The organism is Streptosporangium sp. NPDC000396 (genome assembly GCF_042898655.1).
Taxonomy (GTDB): Bacteria; Actinomycetota; Actinomycetes; order Streptosporangiales; family Streptosporangiaceae; genus Streptosporangium.
The window spans coordinates 496,083-519,039 of record NZ_JBIAZA010000002.1; the positions used below are offsets into that span (position 1 = coordinate 496,083).

The 22,957-nt window shown below is 67.9% G+C and carries 22 protein-coding genes; 7 read left to right on the forward strand and 15 right to left on the reverse strand.

Annotated elements, in window-relative coordinates:
* Window positions 1-176: 176 nt before the first annotated feature.
* The 5 genes from ACFY2X_RS04815 to ACFY2X_RS04835 form a co-directional block, all read right to left on the reverse strand.
* Window positions 177-1,412, reverse strand: coding sequence for a glycosyltransferase (locus tag ACFY2X_RS04815; RefSeq protein WP_389932249.1), 1,236 nt, complete (start codon window positions 1,410-1,412; stop codon window positions 177-179).
* A 614-nt stretch (window positions 1,413-2,026) separates the two neighbouring features.
* Window positions 2,027-2,869 carry a hypothetical protein gene (locus ACFY2X_RS04820; protein ID WP_389932252.1) on the reverse strand — a complete coding sequence of 281 codons (843 nt, stop codon included), beginning with the start codon at window positions 2,867-2,869 and terminating at the stop codon, window positions 2,027-2,029.
* Between the two features lie 75 nt (window positions 2,870-2,944).
* The gene (locus ACFY2X_RS04825; RefSeq protein WP_389932255.1) at window positions 2,945-3,979 is read right to left on the reverse strand and encodes a CU044_5270 family protein; all 1,035 of its coding nucleotides are present in this window, start codon (window positions 3,977-3,979) and stop codon (window positions 2,945-2,947) included.
* On the reverse strand, window positions 3,972-4,538 hold the full coding sequence (locus tag ACFY2X_RS04830; RefSeq protein ID WP_389932258.1) for an RNA polymerase sigma factor: 567 nt from the start codon (window positions 4,536-4,538) through the stop codon (window positions 3,972-3,974). Before ACFY2X_RS04830 ends, ACFY2X_RS04825 begins: the two co-directional genes overlap by 8 nt.
* A gap of 228 nt (window positions 4,539-4,766) precedes the next feature.
* Complete coding sequence (locus ACFY2X_RS04835; RefSeq protein WP_389932261.1) at window positions 4,767-5,156, reverse strand: ester cyclase; 390 nt, start codon at window positions 5,154-5,156, stop codon at window positions 4,767-4,769.
* A gap of 74 nt (window positions 5,157-5,230) precedes the next feature.
* Between ACFY2X_RS04835 and ACFY2X_RS04840 the strand changes: the two genes are divergently transcribed.
* Window positions 5,231-5,857, forward strand: coding sequence for a TetR/AcrR family transcriptional regulator (locus ACFY2X_RS04840; protein WP_389932264.1), 627 nt, complete (start codon window positions 5,231-5,233; stop codon window positions 5,855-5,857).
* Between the two features lie 12 nt (window positions 5,858-5,869).
* On the opposite strand, the gene ACFY2X_RS04845 is transcribed toward ACFY2X_RS04840, so the two are convergent.
* On the reverse strand, window positions 5,870-7,219 hold the full coding sequence (locus ACFY2X_RS04845) for a hypothetical protein (RefSeq protein WP_389932267.1): 1,350 nt from the start codon (window positions 7,217-7,219) through the stop codon (window positions 5,870-5,872).
* A gap of 480 nt (window positions 7,220-7,699) precedes the next feature.
* On the opposite strand from ACFY2X_RS04845, the gene ACFY2X_RS04850 reads away from it, so the two are divergent.
* Entirely contained in the window at window positions 7,700-8,620 is a 921-nt protein-coding gene (locus tag ACFY2X_RS04850; RefSeq protein WP_389932270.1) for a hypothetical protein, read from the forward strand.
* Between the two features lie 197 nt (window positions 8,621-8,817).
* Here ACFY2X_RS04850 and ACFY2X_RS04855 read toward each other — a convergent pair whose 3' ends face one another.
* A complete protein-coding gene (locus ACFY2X_RS04855) occupies window positions 8,818-9,651 on the reverse strand; it encodes an isocitrate lyase/phosphoenolpyruvate mutase family protein (protein WP_389932273.1) in 834 nt (277 codons plus the stop codon).
* A 68-nt stretch (window positions 9,652-9,719) separates the two neighbouring features.
* On the opposite strand from ACFY2X_RS04855, the gene ACFY2X_RS04860 reads away from it, so the two are divergent.
* Window positions 9,720-11,180: a DNA-3-methyladenine glycosylase 2 family protein gene (locus ACFY2X_RS04860; protein ID WP_389932276.1), complete on the forward strand. Its 1,461-nt coding sequence runs from the start codon at window positions 9,720-9,722 to the stop codon at window positions 11,178-11,180.
* A 34-nt stretch (window positions 11,181-11,214) separates the two neighbouring features.
* On the opposite strand, the gene ACFY2X_RS04865 is transcribed toward ACFY2X_RS04860, so the two are convergent.
* Window positions 11,215-12,828: a serine/threonine protein kinase gene (locus tag ACFY2X_RS04865; RefSeq protein ID WP_389932279.1), complete on the reverse strand. Its 1,614-nt coding sequence runs from the start codon at window positions 12,826-12,828 to the stop codon at window positions 11,215-11,217.
* Between the two features lie 331 nt (window positions 12,829-13,159).
* The gene (locus ACFY2X_RS04870; protein WP_389932282.1) at window positions 13,160-13,804 is read right to left on the reverse strand and encodes a TetR/AcrR family transcriptional regulator; all 645 of its coding nucleotides are present in this window, start codon (window positions 13,802-13,804) and stop codon (window positions 13,160-13,162) included.
* A gap of 222 nt (window positions 13,805-14,026) precedes the next feature.
* Here ACFY2X_RS04870 and ACFY2X_RS04875 point away from each other — a divergent pair, with 222 nt between their 5' ends.
* Both ACFY2X_RS04875 and ACFY2X_RS04880 read left to right on the forward strand, forming a co-directional pair.
* Window positions 14,027-15,127, forward strand: coding sequence for an epoxide hydrolase family protein (locus ACFY2X_RS04875; protein WP_389932285.1), 1,101 nt, complete (start codon window positions 14,027-14,029; stop codon window positions 15,125-15,127).
* 76 nt (window positions 15,128-15,203) lie between these two features.
* Window positions 15,204-16,160 (forward strand): helix-turn-helix transcriptional regulator, encoded by a 957-nt coding sequence (locus tag ACFY2X_RS04880; protein WP_389932287.1) that lies wholly within the window; start codon window positions 15,204-15,206, stop codon window positions 16,158-16,160.
* An 88-nt stretch (window positions 16,161-16,248) separates the two neighbouring features.
* Here ACFY2X_RS04880 and ACFY2X_RS04885 read toward each other — a convergent pair whose 3' ends face one another.
* Window positions 16,249-17,088, reverse strand: a complete 840-nt coding sequence (locus ACFY2X_RS04885) for an alpha/beta fold hydrolase (protein ID WP_389932290.1) — start codon at window positions 17,086-17,088, stop codon at window positions 16,249-16,251.
* Window positions 17,089-17,199: 111 nt separating this feature from the next.
* Between ACFY2X_RS04885 and ACFY2X_RS04890 the strand changes: the two genes are divergently transcribed.
* Window positions 17,200-18,051: a DUF72 domain-containing protein gene (locus tag ACFY2X_RS04890; RefSeq protein WP_389932292.1), complete on the forward strand. Its 852-nt coding sequence runs from the start codon at window positions 17,200-17,202 to the stop codon at window positions 18,049-18,051.
* Between the two features lie 195 nt (window positions 18,052-18,246).
* Here ACFY2X_RS04890 and ACFY2X_RS04895 read toward each other — a convergent pair whose 3' ends face one another.
* The 5 genes from ACFY2X_RS04895 to ACFY2X_RS04915 all read right to left on the reverse strand — a co-directional run bounded on the left by ACFY2X_RS04895 (window position 18,247) and on the right by ACFY2X_RS04915 (window position 21,876).
* Window positions 18,247-18,636 (reverse strand): YcxB family protein, encoded by a 390-nt coding sequence (locus ACFY2X_RS04895; RefSeq protein ID WP_389932295.1) that lies wholly within the window; start codon window positions 18,634-18,636, stop codon window positions 18,247-18,249.
* Window positions 18,637-18,764: 128 nt separating this feature from the next.
* Window positions 18,765-19,166 (reverse strand): NUDIX domain-containing protein, encoded by a 402-nt coding sequence (locus ACFY2X_RS04900; RefSeq protein ID WP_389932298.1) that lies wholly within the window; start codon window positions 19,164-19,166, stop codon window positions 18,765-18,767.
* Window positions 19,167-19,350: 184 nt separating this feature from the next.
* Entirely contained in the window at window positions 19,351-20,019 is a 669-nt protein-coding gene (locus ACFY2X_RS04905; RefSeq protein ID WP_389932301.1) for a response regulator, read from the reverse strand.
* Entirely contained in the window at window positions 20,016-21,146 is a 1,131-nt protein-coding gene (locus ACFY2X_RS04910; protein WP_389932304.1) for a sensor histidine kinase, read from the reverse strand. The genes ACFY2X_RS04905 and ACFY2X_RS04910 overlap by 4 nt, the downstream gene beginning before the upstream one ends.
* A 142-nt stretch (window positions 21,147-21,288) precedes the next feature.
* On the reverse strand, window positions 21,289-21,876 hold the full coding sequence (locus ACFY2X_RS04915; protein WP_389932307.1) for a hypothetical protein: 588 nt from the start codon (window positions 21,874-21,876) through the stop codon (window positions 21,289-21,291).
* A gap of 199 nt (window positions 21,877-22,075) precedes the next feature.
* Here ACFY2X_RS04915 and ACFY2X_RS04920 point away from each other — a divergent pair, with 199 nt between their 5' ends.
* The gene (locus ACFY2X_RS04920) at window positions 22,076-22,696 is read left to right on the forward strand and encodes an STM3941 family protein (protein ID WP_389932310.1); all 621 of its coding nucleotides are present in this window, start codon (window positions 22,076-22,078) and stop codon (window positions 22,694-22,696) included.
* Window positions 22,697-22,957: the final 261 nt, after the last annotated feature.

Genomic DNA, 22,957 nt, shown 5'->3' on the forward strand with positions numbered 1-22,957 from the left:
CTTGTGACCATTGCGCGTAGCAAGGCGTCTGGACCGGCGTGGCGAACCTGGTGGCCATGACGAGCAATGCTCCGCCTGACGTGGGCCCCGTGGCCGTTGCCGGTTCAGGTCGCCAGGGTCTGTAGGTTTTTGTAGGTCTTAGTGTTCTGGGTTCTGGCTCGACGCTCTCGCGTGGTTCACGCGGACACGGGCGACCTTTCCCGGCTGATCGCGTCGAGCAGCAGTTTCGCGGCCACCGTTGCCCCGTCGGTGCGAATCGTGCCGGCCACAGCCTTCGCTCGTGCGCGGGTCTCGGGGGCCAGGGCCGTCCTGAGCGCGGCTGACATGGACTCGGTGGTCGGAGCCGGACCGTCGTGTGCCGCGCCGATGCCCAGCTCGGCCACCCGGGCGGCCCAGCGCGGCTGGTCCACGATCTGGGGTACCACCACCTGAGGCGCGCCGGCCCGAGCGGCCGTCGTCGTGGTGCCCGCGCCGCCGTGGTGCACGACGGCGGCCACCCGGCCGAACAGTGCCTGCTGGTTGACCTCGCCGACGACGAAACAGTCGTCCCGGTCGTCGATCAGGGCCAGGTCCGCCCAGCCGCGGGCGACGAGTGCGCGGCGGCCCTGCGCGCGGATCGCCTCGATGGTCACCCGGGCGGCGTCCTTCGAGGCGCGCATGGGCATGCTGCCGAAGCCTGCGTACACCGGTGGTGCGCCCGCGTCCAGGAACGCCACCAACTCGTCCGGGAGCGGGCGCTCGTCCGGCAGGATCCACGCCCCGGTCTGCACGACGTCGAGATCCGTCAGCCCCTGCCACGGACCCAGGGTCGGGTCTGCCGCCAGCCACGGCTGGTCGGTGAAGACGTGGTCACGGACGTTGTCCACCGGTGGCAGGCCGATCGCCGCCCGGTGGCTGTTGAGCGCCTCGCCGTACAACGCGTTCACGCGCTCGGCGTCCAGCTCCCACAGCACCCGGTTGTCGGTCTCGTCCTGCGGGGATGGCTTGCCCGGCCGAGGCAGCGGAGGGTAGTGCGGCGACGGCAGCTCGAACGGTTGGAAACACGCGTACACGTAGCGGATGCCCAGTTTCTCGGCCACGTCACGTGCGCCGGCCGGCATCAGGCCGGTCGCCACCAGCGCGTCACATCCCTCGGCGGCCGCGGTGAGCGTGTCGAACCGCGCGGCGACCAACTCGGCCGCGAGCCGGAACGCGCCCGCCGTGGACGGCGGCGTCACGCCGGTCACCAGCGCGCGCACCGACGGGCCGAACGGCACCAGTGGCACGCCGACACCGGCCAGCAGCACCGCGAACTCCTCGTCCGGCGGCGCGCACACCCGCACCTCCGCGCCGAGTTCCCGCAACCGCACCGCGAGTCCTGCCAGCGGTTCGACGTCCCCGCGCGACCCATACGTCGACAACAACACACGCACTTCGCATCCCCCAATTGCCACAGGTTCTGGCCTCGGCCGACGATTCTGCGGCACGACCCGGGTCTTGCCGCAAGCCCCCGGGTGCGCTATACGTTGGGAGTGGAAAGGAGTGGATACTCCCCTTTCCCTTCATCGTCCGCTGTGGACGGGCAAACTCTACGAGGGGTTCGTCAGATCCAGCACCCCGAGCGTCTGGCCTCCGCTCTTCTCACCTGTGAGCTGGAACCCGAGCTTCCGGTAGCAGACAGCGCCCCGGCGTAAGTGTCGCCTCTCCTGACGAGTCCTGTCTCCTCCGACGAGACCTTGCCAGGCCTGTGTGTTCGGTCCGGGCGGGACAGAGCCGACGAATGCTTCGGCTGCGCGCCGGCTCATCTTCTCTTCGCCGCGTACGAGGAAGGTCGCAACGACCCCTTGAACCCGCCGAGAACGATCGAAAAGGCGCCGCTCGCGCGTCACGAGCGGCGCCGCCTCCATTACCGGGGGTGGGGCGCGCCCCCCCCCCCGCCCCCCCCCCCCCACCCGGGGGGGCCCCCCCCCCCCCGCGCGCCCCCCCCTCCATCACCGTGGGAGTCGCTCGCCTGCTCCGAACGACACTGCCCCCGTACTCGCCCCGGTCAGAGTGCGAAGTCCACGGCGAACTCCTGGTACACCCGCTCCTTGGCCGCCCGCTCCTTGGGCGAGTAAGCGGCGTAGAAGGACTTCCCGCACTCCAGGTCTTTCAGAGCCGCCTTGATCTCCTTGTCCAGGTACGGCTTCGCCTCCTCCGGCTTCAGCTGCGGCTTCATGATCAGGGTGCGGCCCTCGGGCACCTTCGGCAGCGAGCCCTTGTGCTGCTTCTTGGCGACTTCCGTGGCCTGCTTCGTGTACTGCGAATGACCGAGCCCGGCCAAGGCCGAGGGCTTGGTCTGGCTGACGCCCAGGCACTTGGCGAACTGCTTGCCGAGCTGCGCGAGCTGCTTGTCCTCGTCGAGCGCGACCAGGGACTTGTCCAGCGCCGCGTCGAGCTTGGTGTAGTAGTCGTCGGACGAGGTGACGGTCTTGCCCAGGTGCTGCTTGACGGCCTTGGCGAAGCAGCCGTCGTCGGCGGTGCGCCACTTCTTCAGCTCGTCAGCCGACATCGCCATCAGGTTCTCGTTGTTCGGGTTGTCCCCCCACTCGGGGTTGACCACCGTGTCGTTCGGATAGACGAGCGCGGACCAGACGCCGTAGCCGTACTTGGCCCGGTACGCGCGCAGCGCCTTGTAGTCACCCGCGAGGCGCTCGCGCTCCCCGGGCTGCCACGTGCGCTTGATGACCGGCTCGGCGAGGTAGGTGAGGCCACTCTCCTTCATGCAGGCGACCCGCGTCTCCTCGATGGCGGCCTTCTTCTCGTACACGGCATCCGTCTCTGGCGAGGTGAGACCGCCGAACGAACCGATGAGCAGGGTGACCGCGACGGCCTTCGCTGCGATGAACATGGCAATGCTCCTTCATCTTTTTGTGGACATGCGAAACAGAACTTCCGGCCGAAAAGGCCGGATCGGGGGGAAGTCTCAGCAGGGGATCTTCATGCGGGACGCCTTCGGCGACACCTTGGGCAGCCCAGGGACGAGATCGACGGCGAGTACGGCGGTGCTGTTCGCCTCGCCCTTCCCCTCGGTGATCTCGCGGGTGGGCAGCTTCACCTTTCTGTCCCTGGTGTTCACCGTGCGCTCGCCCAGGTAGTGATAGGTTCGCCGGTCGAAGATCAGCTCGGACCGGGTGCCGTCGCCCTCGTCCATGGCGACGGCCAGGCCGGAGCGGCCGGCGGCGTCCACGGCATCGGGGATGAGCACGATGCCGTCCAGCCCGGCGGCCACCTGGTACAGCGCGGCGCCCAGGCTGGGACGTACCACGGACTCGGCGACCAGGCCCTTGAGAGAGGACCAGATGCGCAGCGGCTCCTCGCCCGTGTCGGCCACGATCTTCGCGCGCACCTGGGCGGGGTCCGTCGGCCAGGCGCCCAGCCGGGCGTAGGACGGCTGGCCGGGGCAGGCCGCCGGCTCGTACACGGTGTCCTCGGGGCCGTGGTCCCAGAGATACCGGGGCGCCGGTCCCGCGGCTGACAGGACCTGCTCGCGGCTCAGCCAGGGCTTGCCCACATCGGCGGCCTCCCAGCGCTCCTCGTTGACCAGCACCCTGGTGTACTGCGCCTTGCCCGACTCGTCCTCGGTGTACAGGCTGCGCTGAGCCAGCTTCTTGGTGTGGACGTACTGGCCGCGGGCCGGCACCATGTCGGGCTGGTCAGCGGCGGCCTGCGCGGCCAGGTTGAGCAGCGCCTTGGCATCGGCCGGAGGTGCGGCGATCAGGTACCCGGGGGTGTGCGGGCCGGAACCGCCCAGACTCACCTCGGTGACGAGAATGCCGGCGGCGAGCGTCACCGCCATCGCGCCGACCAAGGCGACGCGCCGGACCGGCAGCGCGGTACGCCACCTGCGGCGCGGACGGTCGAACCGGGACACCAAGGCGGCACGGGAGCGCGCCAGCTCATGCTCGGTCGCCTCGGGGACCTTGGCCCACAGTCGGCCGAGCTCCTCCATCTCATCCATGTTCTGTCCCTTCCAGCGCCTGGCGGACCTTCTTGCGCGCCCGGTTGAGCCGGGATCGCACGGTCCCGACCGGGACGTTCAGCGCCTCGGCCACCTCCTCGTACGTCAGCTCCGCCCACGCCACCAGCAGCAGCGCGTCCCGGTCTCCGGTGCGTAAGCCGGCCAGCGCCGCCACCAGTGGCCTGTTGACCGCGAGCGTGCCCACCCCGTCCTCCACCGATCCGCCGGTGATGTCCGCCGGGTCCACGCCGCCGCGCATATACGCGCGGTAGCGGGCCACCTCGCGCCGCCGCCGTTTGCCGATCACGTTCGAGGCGATGCCGTACAACCAGGGCCGGGCGTCGGCCTGGCCGAGCTGGTAGCGGTGCCGGTGTTCGAACGCCGCCAGGAACGTCTCGGACACCACGTCCTCGGCCGAGTCATGACCGAGCCTGCGGGCCGCGTAGCGGTGCAGAGCGGGCGCGTGCCGGTCGAACACCGTGGCGAACGCCTCCGGCTCCCGCAATGATCGGCGGATCAGGTCGGCGTCGGCGGCCTCGGCTATCGCCGGTTGGGCCATGGACTGGTCAGCTCCTTCACGCGGTGCCTGAGTGCGGCAAGTGAGCAGATTCGCCTGTACTTACCGCTGCTCCGCCGAAGAGTTCACGCCGACGCCGATGTTTCTCCGCGGGCCACCCGGGTTCACTTTGCCAGGGAGCCCGCAGGAGGAAGTGGTCGAACGCGGAGGCTGGGGTTCCCCGCGGTGCGTCACGGCAGGCTGCTCAAGATGGTGTCGGCACGGCCGTTCTCAGAACATCCCGTTCTGGTTCAGCGCGTCTTCCGGGATCTCCTGAAGGACGTCCCAGTGCTCGACAAGCTTTCCGTTCTCAAGCTTGAAGATGTCGATGATCGCGGTGCCGCGCTGCCCGGGCACGCGCACCGCGTGCACGTGCGCGACGACATGGTCGTCCTCGGCGATGAGGCGCCGGACCTGGACCTTCAACGCGGGGAACGCGTCCTTCAGATGGTCCAGGCGCACCCGCAGGCCGCCGGGGCCGTCGGCGATCAGCGGGTTGTGCTGCCTGTAGCTCTGCCCGACAAGCCGCAGGGCGGCGTCGAAATCCTTGTCGTTGAACGCGGCTTGGTAGAAGTCGAGGACGATCTGCTTGTTCGACTCAAGCCTGGAGCCGGTGGCCATGGGGGAACCTCCATAACTGAACATCCGTAGCGCTACGACTGTAGCGCTACGGATGTCGGGATACAATGCCGTCCATGAGCACCGCCCCAGCCGACCCGCGCGAGACACGCGGCCGCAACCGGCGAGGGCAGGGCGACCGGCTGCGCGAGGACATCATCGAGGCCGCCACCAGGCTGCTCGACGAGCTCGGCGACGACCAGGCCCTGTCGATGCGCTCGGTGGCCCGAGAGGTCGGCAGCGCCGCGACCTCGATCTACCTCCACTTCGCCGACCGGGACGCCCTCACGCTCGCCGTCCTCAATCGCTGCCACGACCAGCTGACCCAAGCCGTCGACGACGCAGAGGCCTCCTCCGACGACCCGGTGGCCAAACTCCGCGCCCGCACCCTGGTCCTCGGCTCCTGGGCGTACCAACACCCGGGCCTGTACAAGGTGCTGCACGAGAGCGCCATCAACCAGCGCACGGCCATGCCGTTCAAGCAGCAGCTGGCCGACCGCACCACCGCCGCGGTCCAGCGCTGCATGGACACCGGCCTCGCCCCAGCCGACGAGGCCGCCACCGTTGCGCTCGACCTTCGAGCGGCCGTTCACGGGGCCGTCTCCATGCGCCTCAACCAGCCCGACCACCCCTGGCCGCCGTTGGAAGAGCAGGTCGAACGGTTCCTCGTCAAACTCGTCGGCACCCCGCCGACGGCCCGCTGACCACCCGCTCTCCTACGATCTGGTCGTTTCCTGGGGGTCGAGCTGACGGCCTTGGCCGAGCGGAACCAGATCGGGCGCCTTGGAGACCCGCGCCCCGGCGCGGTCGTCCCGAAAGTCCTTCGCCAGGAGCCGTGCCCGGGTGAGAAGTTGTGCGGCCAGCGCCCGCGTCGGAGGCGTCATCAGGTAGATGGCCACCCACAGGCCGTACACCAGGTAGGCGTACTGCCCGGCGGTCACCTTCTGGGCATAAACGAACGGGACCCAAAGAGCGCTGAACTCGGGCGTGTAGTAGCACAGCGGGGCTTCGAGATAGGGGCCGGTCGGCGCCAGGCAGACATCGCGGGCGGGGGCGTCGCCGAAGACGGCTCCGTTGACGCCGACCCAGAGGGAAAGGCCGAGTGCCAGCACTGTGATCGTGTTCGCCAGGATCGAGGAGTCCTGCCGGTGCAGGCGGACCGCGAGTGCCAGGCACGCGGGCAGCGAGGCGAACAGAAGGTAGCGGGGGCCGTAGAAGGTCGACCCGCTCCACGACCAGTAGGTGGAGTAGAGCAGGACCAAGCCCACCACGAACGCGATCCACATGTTGTAGAGCGCCGTCAGATCCACGGAGGCACGGCCGGGAAGTGCCGCAAGCCTGCGGCGTACGGGCAGGAACAGTCCGGGTGCGAAGAACAGCAGTCCTTTCCCGAACGACAACAACAGTGAGAGAAGCCCGAAGAAGATCGGATAACTGAGCCAGGACTGACCCGAGAACGGCATGATCGTTTTAGGGCCCCTGTCGTCGCCGTACCCGCTTTCGAAAGGGCTGCCCCTGCGGATCCAGGCTTCGAGCAGGACGACCGCCACGGCGGCGAAGAGTGCCACCACCAATCGGAGTCGTCGCGTGTCCCAGATCCGTTGGGCGGTCAACAGCATCATGGCGGGCAGGGTGGCGGGGGTGTTGGCGACCCCGAGCACGATCGCCGTCCACCCGCGACGTTTCGCGACCAGGCAGACGGTGCCGATGCCGACCAGGACCGCCGTGAACACTTCGCCCCAGTAGAAAAGCAAATGATTGGCGAACATCGAGGCGAAGGTCAGCAGCAGGAGGAATCGGCGGAGCAGGCGACGCGACACGTGATTGCGCAGCATCCGGTAGAAGACGAACAATCCAATGGCGAAAATCACAGTATTGTACTTTTCGCACCACCATTCGGGGGAATGGTATAGCCTGCCCAGCAGCCAGAGCGGGGTCGAGAACAAGGGGCCGATCAGCGAATACTTCTTGTCGCTCAGCTCTCCCGCGACCAGCAAGTCCCACAGGTATGCATAGCGCCACCCGCCGTCACCCCAGAGCAGGGGATGTGGCAGGAGAAAGCTCATTCCTACAAGTCCGCCGACAATCATGCCGACCTCAAGCCGGACGATCGCCTTGGGCTCATGTGCGCCTGAATCCGTGGAATAAGTTCTTGTGTCTGGCATGCAGGGTTCCTTCCATCCCCGTCGGGGACCACAGAGAATGCGGTAGCCGACCACGAATCGAGGATGAATGACCGAAGCGGTCGATCTGTGGCGCTGAGCGCAAAGTGTCGTCCAGCGCTTTGCCTGATCGGCGACAGGAGCCGGACAGTGAGCGCATATGTGCGAGGGCTGTCGACCGGCATCGACCGGAAGAATCGCTGGAACCTGGCGATTAAGGGCTGAAGCTCACGTTTTGTGACGAAGTTAAGGAAACAACCGCATTTCAGGCCAAGCCTGTGATCCGTCTGTCCTGGGAAGTGAAGGGGTGCGGCGAGTAGTAGCCGGTCTCGAACCTCGGAAGAGGTCGGCAACATTCTGGAAATTTCTGACATCTAATGATGCATGGGACTTCGTACAGCTCTCGCGACACTTCTCCTGACCACCGCAACACTGATCGGACAACCTGCGGCGGCTGCCACGCCGGTCACGATCGCGTACGCGCAGCGAACACAGACCTGGGAACTGGTGCTGAGCAACGGAGACGTGGTGGAGGTGCCGGAGGCGCTGGCCAAGGCACCTGATGCCGCGATCAATGCCGGTGAGCAGGCGCCGTTTCTGGTCAGTGGGGACGGGCGGCATTTCTTTTATTTCCGGAAATCGGATGGGCTGTTCGTCGAACGGACCCTGAACGGCAAGGAAAGGGTGGTGTCACGGCAGCTCACGGCAGTCACGATCGACGAGGAATGGCCGCTGGTGTCGGACGACGGCAGTTACGTGGTCACGACGACCTCGGCGCCGGGGGTGGGGGTCTTCGTGGACCTGCGGAAAGGCAAGGTGTTGCCGCCTCCGGGAAAGACGGATGCGTGGGGCTTCATGGGGTTCAGCCCGGACGGCAAGCGGCTGCTGCTGGAAGGGGAGCGGCTGACGGTGTTCGACCGAGGGCTGCGCGCCCGGACGCGGCTGAAGACGCGGCTGTCGCCGATGGCGCTGGCGAATGACTACGTCACGGCGGCCGTGCCTGTCGGTACGTGGCGCAAGTATCGCAAACTGCGCCTTCTCAACCTGCGCACCGGCCGCGCGAGCGGTGTGATGACCGTGCGGTTGCCTCGTGGGCAATACATCGACGACCTCGACTTCGACCAGGCGGGACAGGTGATCGTCCGATCGAAAACCGGGACGGGGGTGGCGATCTACCGGGTCTCGAAGACGACCGGCAAGGCGACCCTGCTGCGGACGATTGCCAGGCCTGATGTGGAGGTTTGGGTGCTCCCGGGGGACAGGGCGTACGAGTGGTGGACAAACGGCAAGGCGCCCCAGGAATGAGGTGAGCCTGGCCCCCGCCGGCGGACACCCGAACCGTGCGCAAGCCTGGCCTGGTACTCCAGGGTGATTCGCGATCTTCGGGGTTCGGGGAGCATGACGACGGCCACTGCATGATCATTCGGAGTTCGCGAAGACTTCCGAAGATCGCGCAGTGGCCGTGGCCGGCAGCGCCGGCCGGTGTCTCGTCGTGGGAACGGTCAGATCTTCGCCAGCAGGCCGTTGACCTCGGAGTAGTCGAGAGCATCCGTCAGTGCCGTGTAGGTGCCGGTGCCGAGCAGTTCGAGGGCCGCTCTTCTGGCGACGGCGTAGGCCGCCTCGGCCACGGAGGAGCCCAGGCTGATCCGTGCGACACCCTGTTCCGCCAGCGCGGTCGCATCGGGCGCGCCGGGCCCGGCGAGCACGTTCACCGGCACGCCCACCTTCTCGACGAGGGTCGAGATCGTCGGGAGGTCGGTGAGGCCGGGGACGAAGAGGCCGTCAGCCCCCGCCTCGACGTAGGCGGCGGCACGAGCCAGCGTCTCGTCCAACCTGGCAGCGGGGTCGCCCACGGAGCGGAGATAGGTGTCGACACGTGCGTTGACGAACAGCGGAACGCCGCTCTCGTCAGCGGCCCGGCGCGCGGCGGCGATCCGGGACGCCTGCTCTCGGATCGGCCGCAGCGGCGCCGAGCCGTCGTGCAGGGCGTCTTCCAGGTTGACCCCCACGGCCCCGGCGGCAAGCACCTCCCGTACGGTCTGCCCGACCCCGTCGGCCTCGATGCCGTATCCGGTCTCGATATCGGCGCTCACGGGGATGTCGACGGCCGCGGTGACGCGGGCGACGAGGTCGACGGCGAGGCGGCGGTTCAGCCGGTCGCCGTCGGGCGCGCCGAGGCTCCAGGCCACTCCCGCGCTGGTGGTGGCGATCGCGGAAGCGCCGGCGGCCTCGACGATACGGGCGCTGGCGACGTCCCAGGAGTTGCACAGCAGCAGCGGGCTGCCCGCGACGTGCAGGGAACGGAACCGCAAGGCCTTCTCAAGGTGAGTGGTCATGGCGAGAGTCCACCAGCTCGTGCCCCGCCCGGTCTGGCAGGTTTGCGACATCACCATAGGCTCGCCGGGTGGATCTCGACTTCGACCGGTGCGTGCGCGCCGTACAGTCCAAGGACGCGCGCTTCGACGGCTGGTTCTTCACCGCGGTGCTCACGACCAGGATCTACTGCAAACCGAGCTGTCCCGGGGTGCCGCCCAAGGTCGAGAACATGAGTTTCCTGCCCAGCGCGGCCGCTGCCCAGCAGGCCGGTTTCCGGGCCTGTAAGCGCTGCCGCCCCGACGCCAGTCCCGGCTCCCCGCAGTGGAACACCCGCGCCGACCTCGTGGGACGGGCCATGCGCCTGATCGCCGACGGCCTCGTCGACCGCGAAGGCGTCCAGGGGCTGGCCGTACGGCTCGGCTACAGCGCCCGGCAGGTCGAGCGGCAACTCCTCGCGGAGCTGGGCGCCGGCCCGCTGGCGCTCGCTCGGGCGCAACGGGCCCAGACGGCTCGCCTCCTCATCGAGACCAGCGATCTCCCGATGGGTGACGTGGCCTTCGCCGCGGGCTTTTCCAGCATCCGGACCTTCAACGACACCATCCGGCAGGTCTTCGGGCTGACCCCCACCGAGGTGCGCCGCCGAGGTCGGGTGGCGACGACCCCCGGCGCACTGTCCTTTCGGCTGCCGTTCCGGGCGCCGCTGTGCACCGAGCCTCTCTTCGCCTGGCTCGCGGCGGCGGCCATATCCCCGATGGAGGAATGGCGTGAGGGCGCCTATCGGCGTACCCTGCGGCTTCCCCACGGGCACGGCATCGTCACATTGCGCCCGTTGCCCGATCACATCGGCTGCCGGCTGACACTGACCGACTTCCGTGATCTGTCCACCGCGATCAGCCGGTGCCGTTGGATGCTCGACCTGGACGCGGATCCGGTCGCCGTCGACGAGATCCTGAGTGGCGACTCGGCGCTCAGGCCCTGGGTGGCGAAGAACCCGGGGATCCGCGTCCCTCGCTGGCCGAACGCCGCGGAGGCCGTCGCGCGCACCGTGCTCAAGCGCGGCCTGGCCCGGATGGTGACCGATCACGGAGAGCCGGTCCACGACCCGGAAGGCAGGCTCACCCACGCGTTCCCCGACGTCCTGGCATTGGCCGCGCTGGACCCTGAAGTGCTCCCCGGACCGCCCGAGCTCCGGGCCCTGCTCTCCGAGATGTTCGCGGCCATGACCCGCGGTCGGCTCGACCTCGACCCGGGCAGCGACTGGTGGCGGGCACGCGCCGACTTGAAGGACGTCCCCCTGCTCACCTTTTCGGCCGTCGAGACCATCGCCATGCGGGCTCTGGGTGATCCGGATGCCTTCGTCGCCACCGATCCCGGCATCCGCGCGGCGGCCCGCAGGCTGGGTCTTCCCGAGACCCCCCTGGAAATGACGCGGCACGCGGCGAGATGGCAGCCGTGGCGGGCCTACGCGATGCAGCACCTGCGGATCGCGCACTCCGCGGAAACTCGGCGACAGTCGGTCATGCCTCGTAGCCGACGGACCAGGGCTTGATCTTCCTCGGCGCATGTGGCTCGGCGTCTGGCGTTCAGGAGGACTTGCAGGCGGTTCCTTCCGCCCAGGCATTCGGGTAGCCCGGGTAAGCCCACTGGCACACGCTCGACATGTTGACCTGCATCCCACCGGGGCCGTAGCACCAGTAGTTGCCCGGGCCGCCCCCGCTGCCGACGTATCCCTGATTCTGGCAGTAGCCGTTCATGTCGCTTTCGGACACGCTCCCGAGGGTCTTCGGGTACCAAGGAAGCTGCTTTTCTCCACCCGATCGCTGCTGTTCTTCTCTGTCCGATGGTGGTGGCCGCTCTTCCGTGTCCGGAGACGAGGAGGGTTTCTTCGTGCTTGGCGGTGAGGACGGCTTTTCCGTGTACGGGGGTGAGGGTGGCTTCTCGGATGCCGCAGACCTCGTGCTCTTCGGTTTCGGCGCGTCCTCTGGGCGTCGTGGGCTCTGCCGCGTCGTATCGGCTTCTGGAACTTTCTGGGTATCGGCCTTGGGAGTTTTCCGGGGATGGGCAGACGGCGATTCGGTCTGGCCCACCGTGTCGTCGGCCGGGCTGGGTGACACCGGGATGCCACTGGAGGGCGGGCCGGAACTGGAGGACAGGCTGGAAAGCGGCGCCCGTGATGCGTTGAAGTTCTCTCCTCCCCGATCGGAGGGGACGACGAAGTAGGCGATGCCCAGGATCGTGACCAGGGCCGGGACCAGGGCCGCGGCACCGACCAGGACGGAGCGGCGGCGCCCGGCGTTGCCGGTCGGCGCCGGCTCTTCTCTGCCTTCCTGATCCGCCTTGTCGTCGGGTCCGCTGACCGAAGGGTCTCCGGTTCGCCAGGCCGGGCCGGGCATGCCGCACAGGCCGTTCACGACCTCCGCGGCGGTGGGCCGCCGGGCCGGGTCCTTGGCCAGGCAGGCGCGGACGATGGCGCCGAGCCGCCTGTCCAGCCCGTCCAGATCCGGCTGGTCGTGGAGGATCGACCGGATGACCGCGGGGATCGATTCACCGCTGAAGGCTCTCTCCCCGGTGGCGGCGAAGACCATGGTCGCCCCCCAGGCGAACAGGTCGACGGCAGGCCCGATCTCGTCATCCGCGATCTGTTCGGGCGCCATGTAGCCGGGGCTGCCCACGGCCTGGCTGGTGATGATCGACCGGCTGATGTCCAGTGCCCGGGCGATCCCGAAGTCGATCACCACCGGGCCGTCCGGGCCGAGCAGGACGTTGCCCGGCTTGAAATCCCGGTGGACCACACCCGCCTGGTGGATCGCGGCCAGCGCCGTCGCGGTGTTGAGCGCCAGCCGTTCCAGCGCCGCCCCGCTGCGCGGGCCCGTGTCGCGCACCGACTCCTGCAGCGACGGCCCGTCCACGAATTCGCTGACTATGTAGGGCTGTTCGTTCACGAAACCGCTGTCGAGCACCTTTGCCGTGCAGAACAGGGCCACCCGCTTGGCGATTTCGACCTCGCTCAGAAAGCGGGACCGGGCTGTCTTGTCGATGGCCAGGTGGGGGTGGAGCAACTTTATCGCCACTCGCCGCCCCGAAACCGCGCTGCCCACGTAAACCGTGCCCTGGCCGCCGACGCCAAGTCGGCCCTCAAGACGGTACGGTCCCACCGCCTCCGGATCCGAGGGCAGCAGAGCCATCCACTCGGGCACATGTCCTCCAGCGTCGAATGGGCGGGATCTTGTGTGCGGTCACCCTCTGAACGGCGATCATGCGTGGTTCGGATCCAGCGAGGGCGCGCCAGTTGAGCAGACGGCGCTCCGGCCGTCGGCTCCGAGCCGGTAGGAACCGATATGGCAGGGTTCGGCACACGACAGCGGTGCGACCACAGCCATACCTCGTCTCTCACGGGTTCATGGTCAAAGAGTAAATAGACAATATCGTCTTTTTATAATGAGTAACAGGTCGCCAACCCGTCGAGTCGATCGATGGAGCGGATCCGAGGCCACGAACCCACCGTCAAGGCGGTCGCGGCCCCCGGAGTCAGGCGCGGCCTGTGCCCGCGCCGAAGGCGCCGCAGTTCCAGAGGGTGCGGACATGGGCGATCAACTGGGGGGCCACGGCGCGCAGACCTTCCCGGTCGTTCTCCGCGGCCGGGATCGTGACCAGGGCGCTGGTGGCGGCGACGAGCATGCGGCAGGTCAGCAGGCCCTGGTCGTCGGTGACCCCAAGGGCGTCGGCGTAGAAGGAGACCATGAACGCGTTGAGTTCGCGCCGGTGGGCGACGGCTTCCGGGCCTGCGGCGTAGACCTCGACCAGGTAGATGCGGGTGTAGGGCCACTCTGCCTCAAGCGCTTCAAGGTAGGCGGTGATGGCCCGCTCGTAGCCTTCCATCGGGTCGCTACCTATTTCGGACGTCCCAATCACGTCCATGACCCGTTTGGAGAGCAGTTCACACGCATGGTCGAAGGCGGCCATGAAGCAGTCGAGTTTGGACTCGAACAGCCGGTAGAAGCTCAGGCGGGACACCCGGGCATGCTTGAGGACATCTTCGACGGATGTGGCGACGTACCCCTTCTCCGCCATGACCTCGGCCATCGCCCGGCAGAGACGTTCGCGCTGCAGCCGTTCCACATCTTCGGGCGGCAACGCGCTCCGCCCTCGGGGCAACCGCTGTGACCTTGACACTCACTCACCTTAAAGCAGCCGGACATCTTCCGGCGCTCCCGCGCATTTGGGTCTGGCCGAAGACCATGTGTGACTCATGCGGACCACCAGTTCGCGGGTCGAGGCGCCGGCGGCCGCCGTTGCGAAGCGGGCCGCCACCGGTGCCGACGAAGGTCCGGCGTGTCTGGCCGGTGTTCTCCTGGCGGACACTGCCTGACCGCGATTGATCCTACGGTCGCGCTCATGACACAGAACCCATCCATCGTCCCGTTCCGTATCGACATGACGCAGGCCGATCTCGACGACCTGCGAGACCGTCTGACCCGGACGCGCTGGCCCGAGGAACTGCCCGGTGTCGGCTGGAGCCGGGGCACGCCGGTGACCTACGCCAGGGAACTGGCAGAGCACTGGCTCACGGGCTTCGACTGGCGGGCGCAGGAGCGCAGGCTGAATGAGCTGCCGCAGTTCACGACCGTCATCGATGGGCAGACCATCCATTTCGCGCATGTCCGTTCGGACAATCCCGGCGCGCTGCCGTTGCTGCTCCTGCACGGCTGGCCCGGCTCGTTCGCCGACTTCCTCGATGTGATCGAGCCGTTGACCATGGAGTTTCATCTGGTGATCCCCTCGCTTCCCGGGTTCGCGTTCTCGGCACCGTTGGCCGAGCCTGGCTGGACGGCCGCGCGCATGGCCGGGGCGTTCGTCGAACTCATGTCCCTACTCGGCTATGAGAGGTACGGAGTTCAAGGCGGCGACACCGGCGCGTTCATCGCCCCCGAGATGGGACACCTCGCCCCCGAGCGGGTCATCGGCATCCACCTCAACGGCGTCCTGTCGTTCTCCGCGGAAGTCGAGGAGGAGGACGCACGGTTGTCCGAGGTGGAGCGGCAGCGCTCGGCGGAGTTGGAGGAGGCCACCGCCGGATACGTTCCCATCCAGTCGCGATCGCCGCAGACGCTCGCGTTCGGCCTGACCGACTCGCCGGCCGGGCAACTGGCCTGGGTCGCCGAGATCTTCCACAGGTGGGCCGGGGCGCCCATCGACCGCGACCGCCTCCTGACCAATGTCAGCATCTACTGGCTGACGGGCACTGCGGGTTCCTCGGCGCAGATCTACTACGAGCAGGTGAACGACCCGATGGCTTGGGTGCCCAAACCGCGCGGCACCGTGCCCACGGGTGTGCTGCTCGCCGGGTCGCACGAGTACGGCATCCGGCCTTACGCGGAACGTGACCACACCATCGTGCATTGGTCGCAGAAGGACAGCGGCGGGCATTTCTTCGCCATGGAGGAGCCTGAAGTGTTCGCCGAGGACGTGCGGCGGTTCTTCGGGAACCTCACCTGAGACTTTCGGGAACCTCGTCTGAGGTTGACAGCGATCGCGGTCGTTTCCTGACCGCGATCGCTGTCAACATCGTCGTGTGTTGGAAACCTCGGCCCGGCTGCTCCGTTTGCTCGTGTTGCTCCAGACTCACCGTGACTGGTCGGGTACAGAGCTGGCCGAGCGTCTCGGGGTGAGCCCGCGGACCGTCCGTCGCGACGTCGACAAGCTGCGGATCCTGGGCTATCCGATCAACGCGGTCGGCGGCGTCGGCGGCGGCTACCAGCTGGGCGCCGGTGCCTCACTGCCTCCCCTGCTGCTCGACGACGAGGAAGCGGTCGCGGTGGCGATCGGGCTGCGTACGGCGGCCGCAGGCGCGATCACGGGCATCGCCGAGACCTCCGTGCGGGCACTGGCAAAGCTCGACCAGGTGCTGCCCTCGCGGCTGCGCTACCAGGTCGACACGCTCAGCTCGGCAGTGGTGACCATGCCGACGTCCGGCCCCACGGTCGATCCGTCGACGCTGACCGCGATCGCCTCGGCGGTGCGCAACCACGAACGGCTGCGCTTCGACTACGTCTCACATGACGGCTCGGCGAGCGTGCGAGATGTGGAACCGTACCGGCTGGTCAGCAGCGGACGGCGCTGGTACCTCTTCGGGTGGGACACCGACAGGTCGGACTGGCGGAGGTTCCGGGCCGACAGATTGTCGCTACGCGTTCCCGCAGGGCCCCGGTTCGGCCCGAGGCCGTTGCCCGCCGAGGACCTGGCCGACTACCTCGCCGTGGGCATGACCACGAATCGCCACCGCTACCAGGCGGTGCTCACCATGTACGGCTCGGCCGTGGAGGTAGCCGACGAGGTGCCGCCCACGCTCGGTGTGGTGGAACCCGTCGACGACCACACCTGCACCCTGCGCATCGGCTCGGACAGCCTCGACCATCTCGCGGTGTGGGTGGCCACCTTCGGCTTCGACTTCGATGTTCACGAGCCGGCCGAACTGGTGGAGCACCTGCGCACGCTGACCACCCGCCTGCGGCGGGCCGCCTGGCCGTAGAGGGCGATTCGTCTGGCTGTTCCGCCTCCTGGCCGTGCTCGGCGACATGGTGCTCGCCCATGCCGATCGGACCCGCGTGAGGCACCCTTCATCCGAGGAACGCCGCGGTCGTCGCCACGAACCGGTCGGCGTCGTCGAGCCACGGAAAGTGGCCTGCTCCTGGTTGAACGACGAACTCGGCGTTCGGGAACAGCTCGGCGAGTTCGGACGCGACGCTCGGAGGCGTGTTCAGGTCGACCTCTCCGGCGAGCAGCAGCACCGGCGCGGTGAACGCGGCCAGTGCCGCGCGAGTGGCGTCCGGGTCGAAGGCGCCCTCGGCCCCGAAGGCGGCTGCGGCCTGCTCGTTCCGGTGGCCGTCCTGGGCCGCATGGTGGGCCTGTGCCGTCGCGTCCCATCGGCCGTAGAAGAAGGGGTCGATGGCCTTCCAGCTGTCGTCGGTGGCGTTGCCGGCCACGATGGCTTCAAGAGCCGCGAAGGCCGCTCCGAACCAGGGCTCGTCCTTGCGGAGCCGCGCGACTTCGAGCCGGGACTCCCCGGTGGCCGCGATACCGACGGCCACGGTGCTCGGAGTGATCAGAGCGAGCCTGCCGACGCGTTCCGGATGCCGGGCCGCGTACAGCACCGCGAGGTTCGTGCCGGCGGAGTGCGCGAGCAGGTCCAGCCGGTCAAGACCGAGGTGCTCGCGCAGGGCCTCGACATCATCGACAAGCCGGTCACAGCGGTAGGAGGCGGCATCCTCCGGTATCGCGGACCGGCCGGTGCCCCGGGGATCCAGAATGATCAACCGTCGATGGGCCGACAGTCCGCCGAGCTCACCGAGGTAAACGGAATCCTGCATCGGACCGCCCGGCAGGCAGATCACCGGGACGCCCTCTCCGAACACGTGGTAAGCGAGGCCGGTCCCGTCATGTGCGGAGAAAGTAGGCATGGGCGAAGATCCTGCCAGCGGCATCCCGGCCAAGGCAATCGCCTTTCGGAGCGCTCACCCCTGCGGCACGACCGGTCCTTTCTCCTGCCGACCTTGGATAGCGTCGAAGCCATGCGGCTTCATGTGGGATGCGCGATGTGGACACACGCGCCATGGCAGGGACGGTTCCTGCCTCATCCGCTTCCTCCCGGGGAGCGCCTGCGGTCCTATGCGACCTGGTGCAACGCGGTGGAGGGCAATACGACGTTCTACGCGACACCGGTGAGGAGCACGGTGGAGTCGTGGGCGCGGCAGACCGGCCCCGACTTCCGCTTCGTGGTCAAGCTGCCCAGGTCGATCACACATGAGCGTCGCCTTGCCGGCGCCGACGAGGAACTCCGGTCGTTCCTGGAGGCGATCGAACCACTCGGGCCGCGAGCTCACGCCCTCTGGGTCCAGTTGCCGGGATCATTCGCTCCGACCGACCTCGGTGCCCTGGCGGGCTTTCTCCGGCGGCTTCCCCGCTCGCACAGATACGCCGTCGAAGTCCGTCACCGCGCGTTCTTCGACGACGCGCGATCCGCGGGGCTTCTCGAAAGGGTTCTCACCGGCGTTGGCGCCGAGTGGATCCCGTTCGACACCACCCCCCTCTTCCAGAGCCCTCCGACCAGCGACGCGGAGCGGGAAGCGTGGACGAAGAAACCGCGCATGCCACGCCGGTCGTCCGCTCTCACCGACCGTCCGATCATCCGCTACCTCGGCCGGGACGATACGGTGCGCACGATCGAAGGCTGGCGGCAATGGGTCGGCACGGTCACCGAATGGCTGCGCGAAGGCCGCTCGCCGACCGTGTTCATCCATACCCCCGACAACGCCGAGGCGCTGATGCTCGCCCGCCGTTTTCACGAAGAGGTGCGTGCCCGGCTGCCCCAGGTCGAGCCGCTGCCTCAACCCCTGCCAACCGAGCCGCTGACCCTGTTCTGACCGCCGGATCTCCCATCGTGCGCCGCCGGGCGGACTCCTCAAGGAAGGCGACGCTGTTCGATCGTGCGAGCCCGCATGGTCACGCCATCCTCGACGAGGCCTCTCCGCCAGCCTCTACCTCACGACCCGCGACAACGCACCGTCCTTCTCCCAGATTGGTAATCGTCGGAAGACAAGGGAAGACAGATCGGTTTTTCAGGTGACCCCTGCGTTCTGCCGCGTGGCGAAGAAGTCGTCGAGTTGGGACTGCTGCTCGCCATCGAAGGCGCGTCTGGGGAGGAAGCCCACGCACTGCTTGTTCACGAAGAACAACCAGAACTCGGGGGTGGTCACGACCCGTCCGATCAGGGACCACCGCATCGTGGTGGTGGATTGGTCGGTTTGACACTCGTACCCGTCACCGGTCACCCGGAGCGTCGTGGGCACGCAGAGATACGCGAGTTGTCGCCTGGCGGCCTGGCCGAGCGACCAGTGCAGCGCGAGGGGGAACACGACCGCTCCGACGAGCATGCCGACACCCATGCCAAGGGAACCGATCAGGACGAGGACGAGTCCTGACGCGGTCAGGACCGACGAAAACGCCAAATAGGTGCCTTTGAGTTGCCGCTTGAGGCCTTGTCGGAGCGCTCGCGCCACTTCGTCGGAAGTGGGTTCGCATCTGGCTGTGAAGTCCACCGTGCCGCCTTTGTGAGAAATGGTCAGTACCTGTGGAGTCAGTGGAGCCGGCCGGTCTGGTGGAGGTGGTCGAAGATGATCTGGTCCACAGGAGAGACGTGGGCGCGGTCGGCGTAGGTCAGCAAGGTGAGTTCCTCGATCTCGCTACTGGGTGTCGGTGTTTCGTGGTGGTCGGCGGTGTAGCAGGTCATCTGCACGGTGACGCCGTCGGCGTGGCCATGTGCCTGGGCCTGGTAGGTGCCCACGTGGGTGGCGGTGGCGGGGGCGATGGTGATGGACAGTTCCTCGCTGATCTCGCGAATGAGGGTGTCGAGATCACTTTCGTTGGGTTCGCGTTTGCCGCCGGGGATGTAGTAGGCGCCCTTGCCACGGGAACGGGTGCTAAGGATTTTGCCGTCCGCCAGGTGGATCCAGGTGACCTTGTCGATGATGGCGGTCATCGAGTTCTCCTTGCTGATGAATGGGGTTCGGGCGGCCAGTTCGTCGGGGCGTTCGACGCGTCCGCCGCCGGTGAAGGCGGCCCCTCTCGAAACCTGCGGATCTGCCGGGAACGGTATATCTTCCCGGCAGATCCGCAGGTTTCGATCATTGCTCGTCTCTGTCGCCCGTCGCGTGCCCGACACCTCACCCCGATCCGCCGGGGACCGTCAGGCCGGTCTCGTAGGCGGTGATCACCGCCTGCACCCGATCGCGTAGCCCGAGCTTGGTGAGCACGTTGCTGACGTGCGTCTTGACCGTGTGCTCGCTGAGCACCATGGCCTCGGCGATCTCCGCGTTGGACAGCCCGCGTGCGATCATCCCGAGCGTCTCCTGCTCACGAACCGTGAGTACGGCGAGCCGCTCGGAGGGCGATACGGCAGGGCGGGTGGTCGCTCTGGAGGTGAACTCGGCGATCAGCTTCCTGGTGACCGAAGGCGCGAGCAGGGACTCCCCGGCCGCGACCACCCGCACCGCGTGAACGAGGTCGTCGCGGCGGACATCCTTGAGGAGGAACCCGCTCGCACCCGCCCGCAGCGCGTCGTAGATGTAGTCGTCCAGATCGAACGTGGTCAGCATGAGGACCCGGCAGCCGGTCTCGGCGCACACGATCCTGGCCGCTTCGATGCCGTCCATCGTGGGCATGCGGACGTCGAGGAGGAGGACGTCCGGCTGGTGCTCGCGGACCGCGGCGACAGCCTCGGCACCGTCACCGGCCTCGGCGACGACCTCGATGTCGGGCTGGGCGTCGAGGATCATGCTGAACCCGGCACGCACCAGTTCCTGGTCGTCGGCGACCACGATTCTCACGGTCATGCCATCACCGGTTCCGCCAGCGGCAGCCGTACGAGAACCTGGAAGCCCGGCCCGTCGGGGCGCGGGCCCGCGGTCGCGGAGCCCCCCAGGGCACCGGCGCGCTCGCGGATGCCGATCAGGCCGTTACCGCCAGAGGGAAAGGACGATCCGGAGCCGCGGCCGTCGTCGGTAATGCTGATCATGAGCGTGTCGTCCTGCCAGATGAGTCGGATGTCGGCGCGGGTGGCGTTCGCGTGCTTGACGATATTGGTGAGAGCCTCCTGAGTCACCCGGTAGGCGGCGACCTCGATGTCGGGAAGCAGCGGCCTGGGCTCACCCGAGGTGGAGAAGGCCACGTCGATCCCGGTGCCGGAGACCTGGTCGGAGAGCCTGGCCAGGTCGTCGATCGTCGGTTGCGGCATGCGCGGACCCGTGTCCTCCTTGAGGACGCTCAGCATGCGGCGGAGCTGGACCATGGCGTCGCGTCCCGCGGAGGCGATCGCGTCGAAGGCGGCCTCGGCGCGGGCCGGGTTGCTTCTGACCACGACGGGGCCGGCCTCGGCCTGGACGACCATGAGACTGACCGCGTGAGCGAGGATGTCATGCATGTCCCGGGCGATTCGGGCGCGCTCGCGCTCGGCGGCCCGCTCGGCCTCGATGTGGCGCTCGCGTTCCAACTGGGCGGCGCGCTCCTCCAGAGCGACGGTGTAGGCACGGGAGGTGGCGGAGGCGCGGCCGATCGCGTAGGCGGAGACGAACAGCACGACGCCGCGCAGCGCGGTCTCTGAGGAGCCGACCAGGAGCAGGCCGCCGACGATGCTGAGGGCGAGCATGGTCGTGCGGGGCCAGCGCGGGGAGTAGGCGGCGGCCGTGTAGATCGCGATGAGCGCGCCGTACCAGATCGGCTGTGCGGCGACCTCGTCCACGAGGTCGTAGAGGGAGCCCACGACGAGGGTGGTCAGGAGCACGGTCACGGGCATCCGGCGTCGCCACACCAGCGGTACGGCGGCGGCGATCACGACCACGTACCCCCACCAGTGCCATGGTCCGCCATGGGGGTTCTCACGGGAGAGGAGCGGCCACAGCTGCACGACCATCACCAGTACGGCGAGGGCCGCATCCAGCCACAGAGGCGGGAGAGATCTCAACCAGCTACGAGCCGGGGCAAGAAACGGCAAGGTGGACACGGAACGCAATCTTCCTCCTCTTTTCGGCCATCCAGTGCGACTTGGTGCGGCGAGGCAGGAAACACGGACAGGCAGGCCGGGTGGCCTGCCGGTCGGCGTCCTGTCACACGGTGGCGGGGACGGGCCGGGCGGTGCGGGAAGCCACCTGGCCGGCGAGAGGGAGGAAGGAGATGAGCAGGCAGACGGCTCCGAGCGGCATGAGGTCCTTGTTGACGAACGGCACCATGACGTCGATCAGGACCAGGAACGGTGTCCAGATCTTGACGCGGCGGATGGCGGCGAGCCGGCCGACGAGTCCGAGCTGGCCGACGAAGAAGAGGAGAGGACCGCCGTCGTAGATCGCGAGGGGGACTCCGGGGACGGCCTGAACCTGGTCGAAGAGGACGCCCATCGCGGCGTGGTCGGCGGACATGAGACCGATCACGATGTCGATGCCGAACTGCGCGAGAAGCGTGAGGATGCCGATGATTCCGAGCCCGGCGCTCACCGTGGAGAAGGCGTCTCGGTCGGCCAGCCGGCGCATCTGCAGGAAGACGGGGACGAACAGGATCAGGGCCGCCATGAACGCGAGGTGGCCGGAGGTCCAGGCCAGGCCGGGTCCTCGGCTGCCGTCGAGCCCGTCGAGGATCCGGATCACTCCATAGGCCAGCGTGAGCAAGGGGGCTGCGACGAACGGGATGCGGGGGTTCATTCGGGGGACTCCTCGGTGGTTTGCTTATGCCTCAATGTTGGTTTTTTGCGGCCCGAAAGAAATCGCCGACGGGAGCGATCTGGGCGCTCCCTCTCACGAGGGAGCGCGCTCCCTCGCGTCGGCGACACCCCGGCCACCAGAGACGGGCGCCAGGCCGCGAGATGATCGAGGCAGGTCGTTTCCGGGCGGAGGCAGGGCTTTGGGATTACTCGACGACGACGTGGGCGACGTGGAGACATGGCGCCGATCGGTGCCGAAGATGCTGCCGGGACTGCTTGTCAGCCTTCCGCTCATAGCGGCGAGCGTCGCGCTGGCGTTCGGCTGGGGAGGAGACGACTACGGGATCTTCTCCCAGGTCATCGGCTGGATGGGGACGCTGTTCTTCGGCGGGGCCGTTCTCACGCTGGCGTGGCAGCTCCTCGTGGGCGATCCGGTCGTCATCCGGGTCGGCCCCGGAGGGCTGCACGACCGGCGTCTCTCGCCACGGCCGATCCCATGGGAAAGCATCGCGGGCATCAATTTTCACAAGCTCGATCGGGTTCGGTTCGTCACACTGCACATGACGCCGGAGGCGCTGAGACTTCATGTGCGTTCGCGGCCGTTCCCGCAGCTGGCCAGGTGGAGTGTCCGGACGCTCGGAAGTGTCACGATCAACACGATCGGTCTCGACCGCTCCTTCGACGAGCTCGTCGCCACGGTGAACACCTGGTATCAGCCGCCTTCGTCCCGGCAGGGGCCTGCCGGGACGGCTGACGGGCGAGCCCCTGACACGGGCGACGGGACTCCGGTCTCACCGCGTCCCCGCCGAGAGGGTCGTTGACCTGTCGCGGAGATCGTCGTGAGGTGGTGGCTCCTCCGCTCCCTGAAGAGAGCGGCTTCTCGCTTCCCTCGGCTGAGGTAGGCGACGGCCAAGCCCTGACCGTTTCAACCAAAGAAACCACAACAGGGAAGTGACTCCCCTGCCGGTAAACCCGGCAGTCCCCTCACTAGTGCCGCATCAGGCAACGTTCGCCCCGTTGTGACGTGTCGTCTGGTTGCGGTACCGGGCGGCGCTGGGCGGTCAGAATGGTCCCGTGGCTGA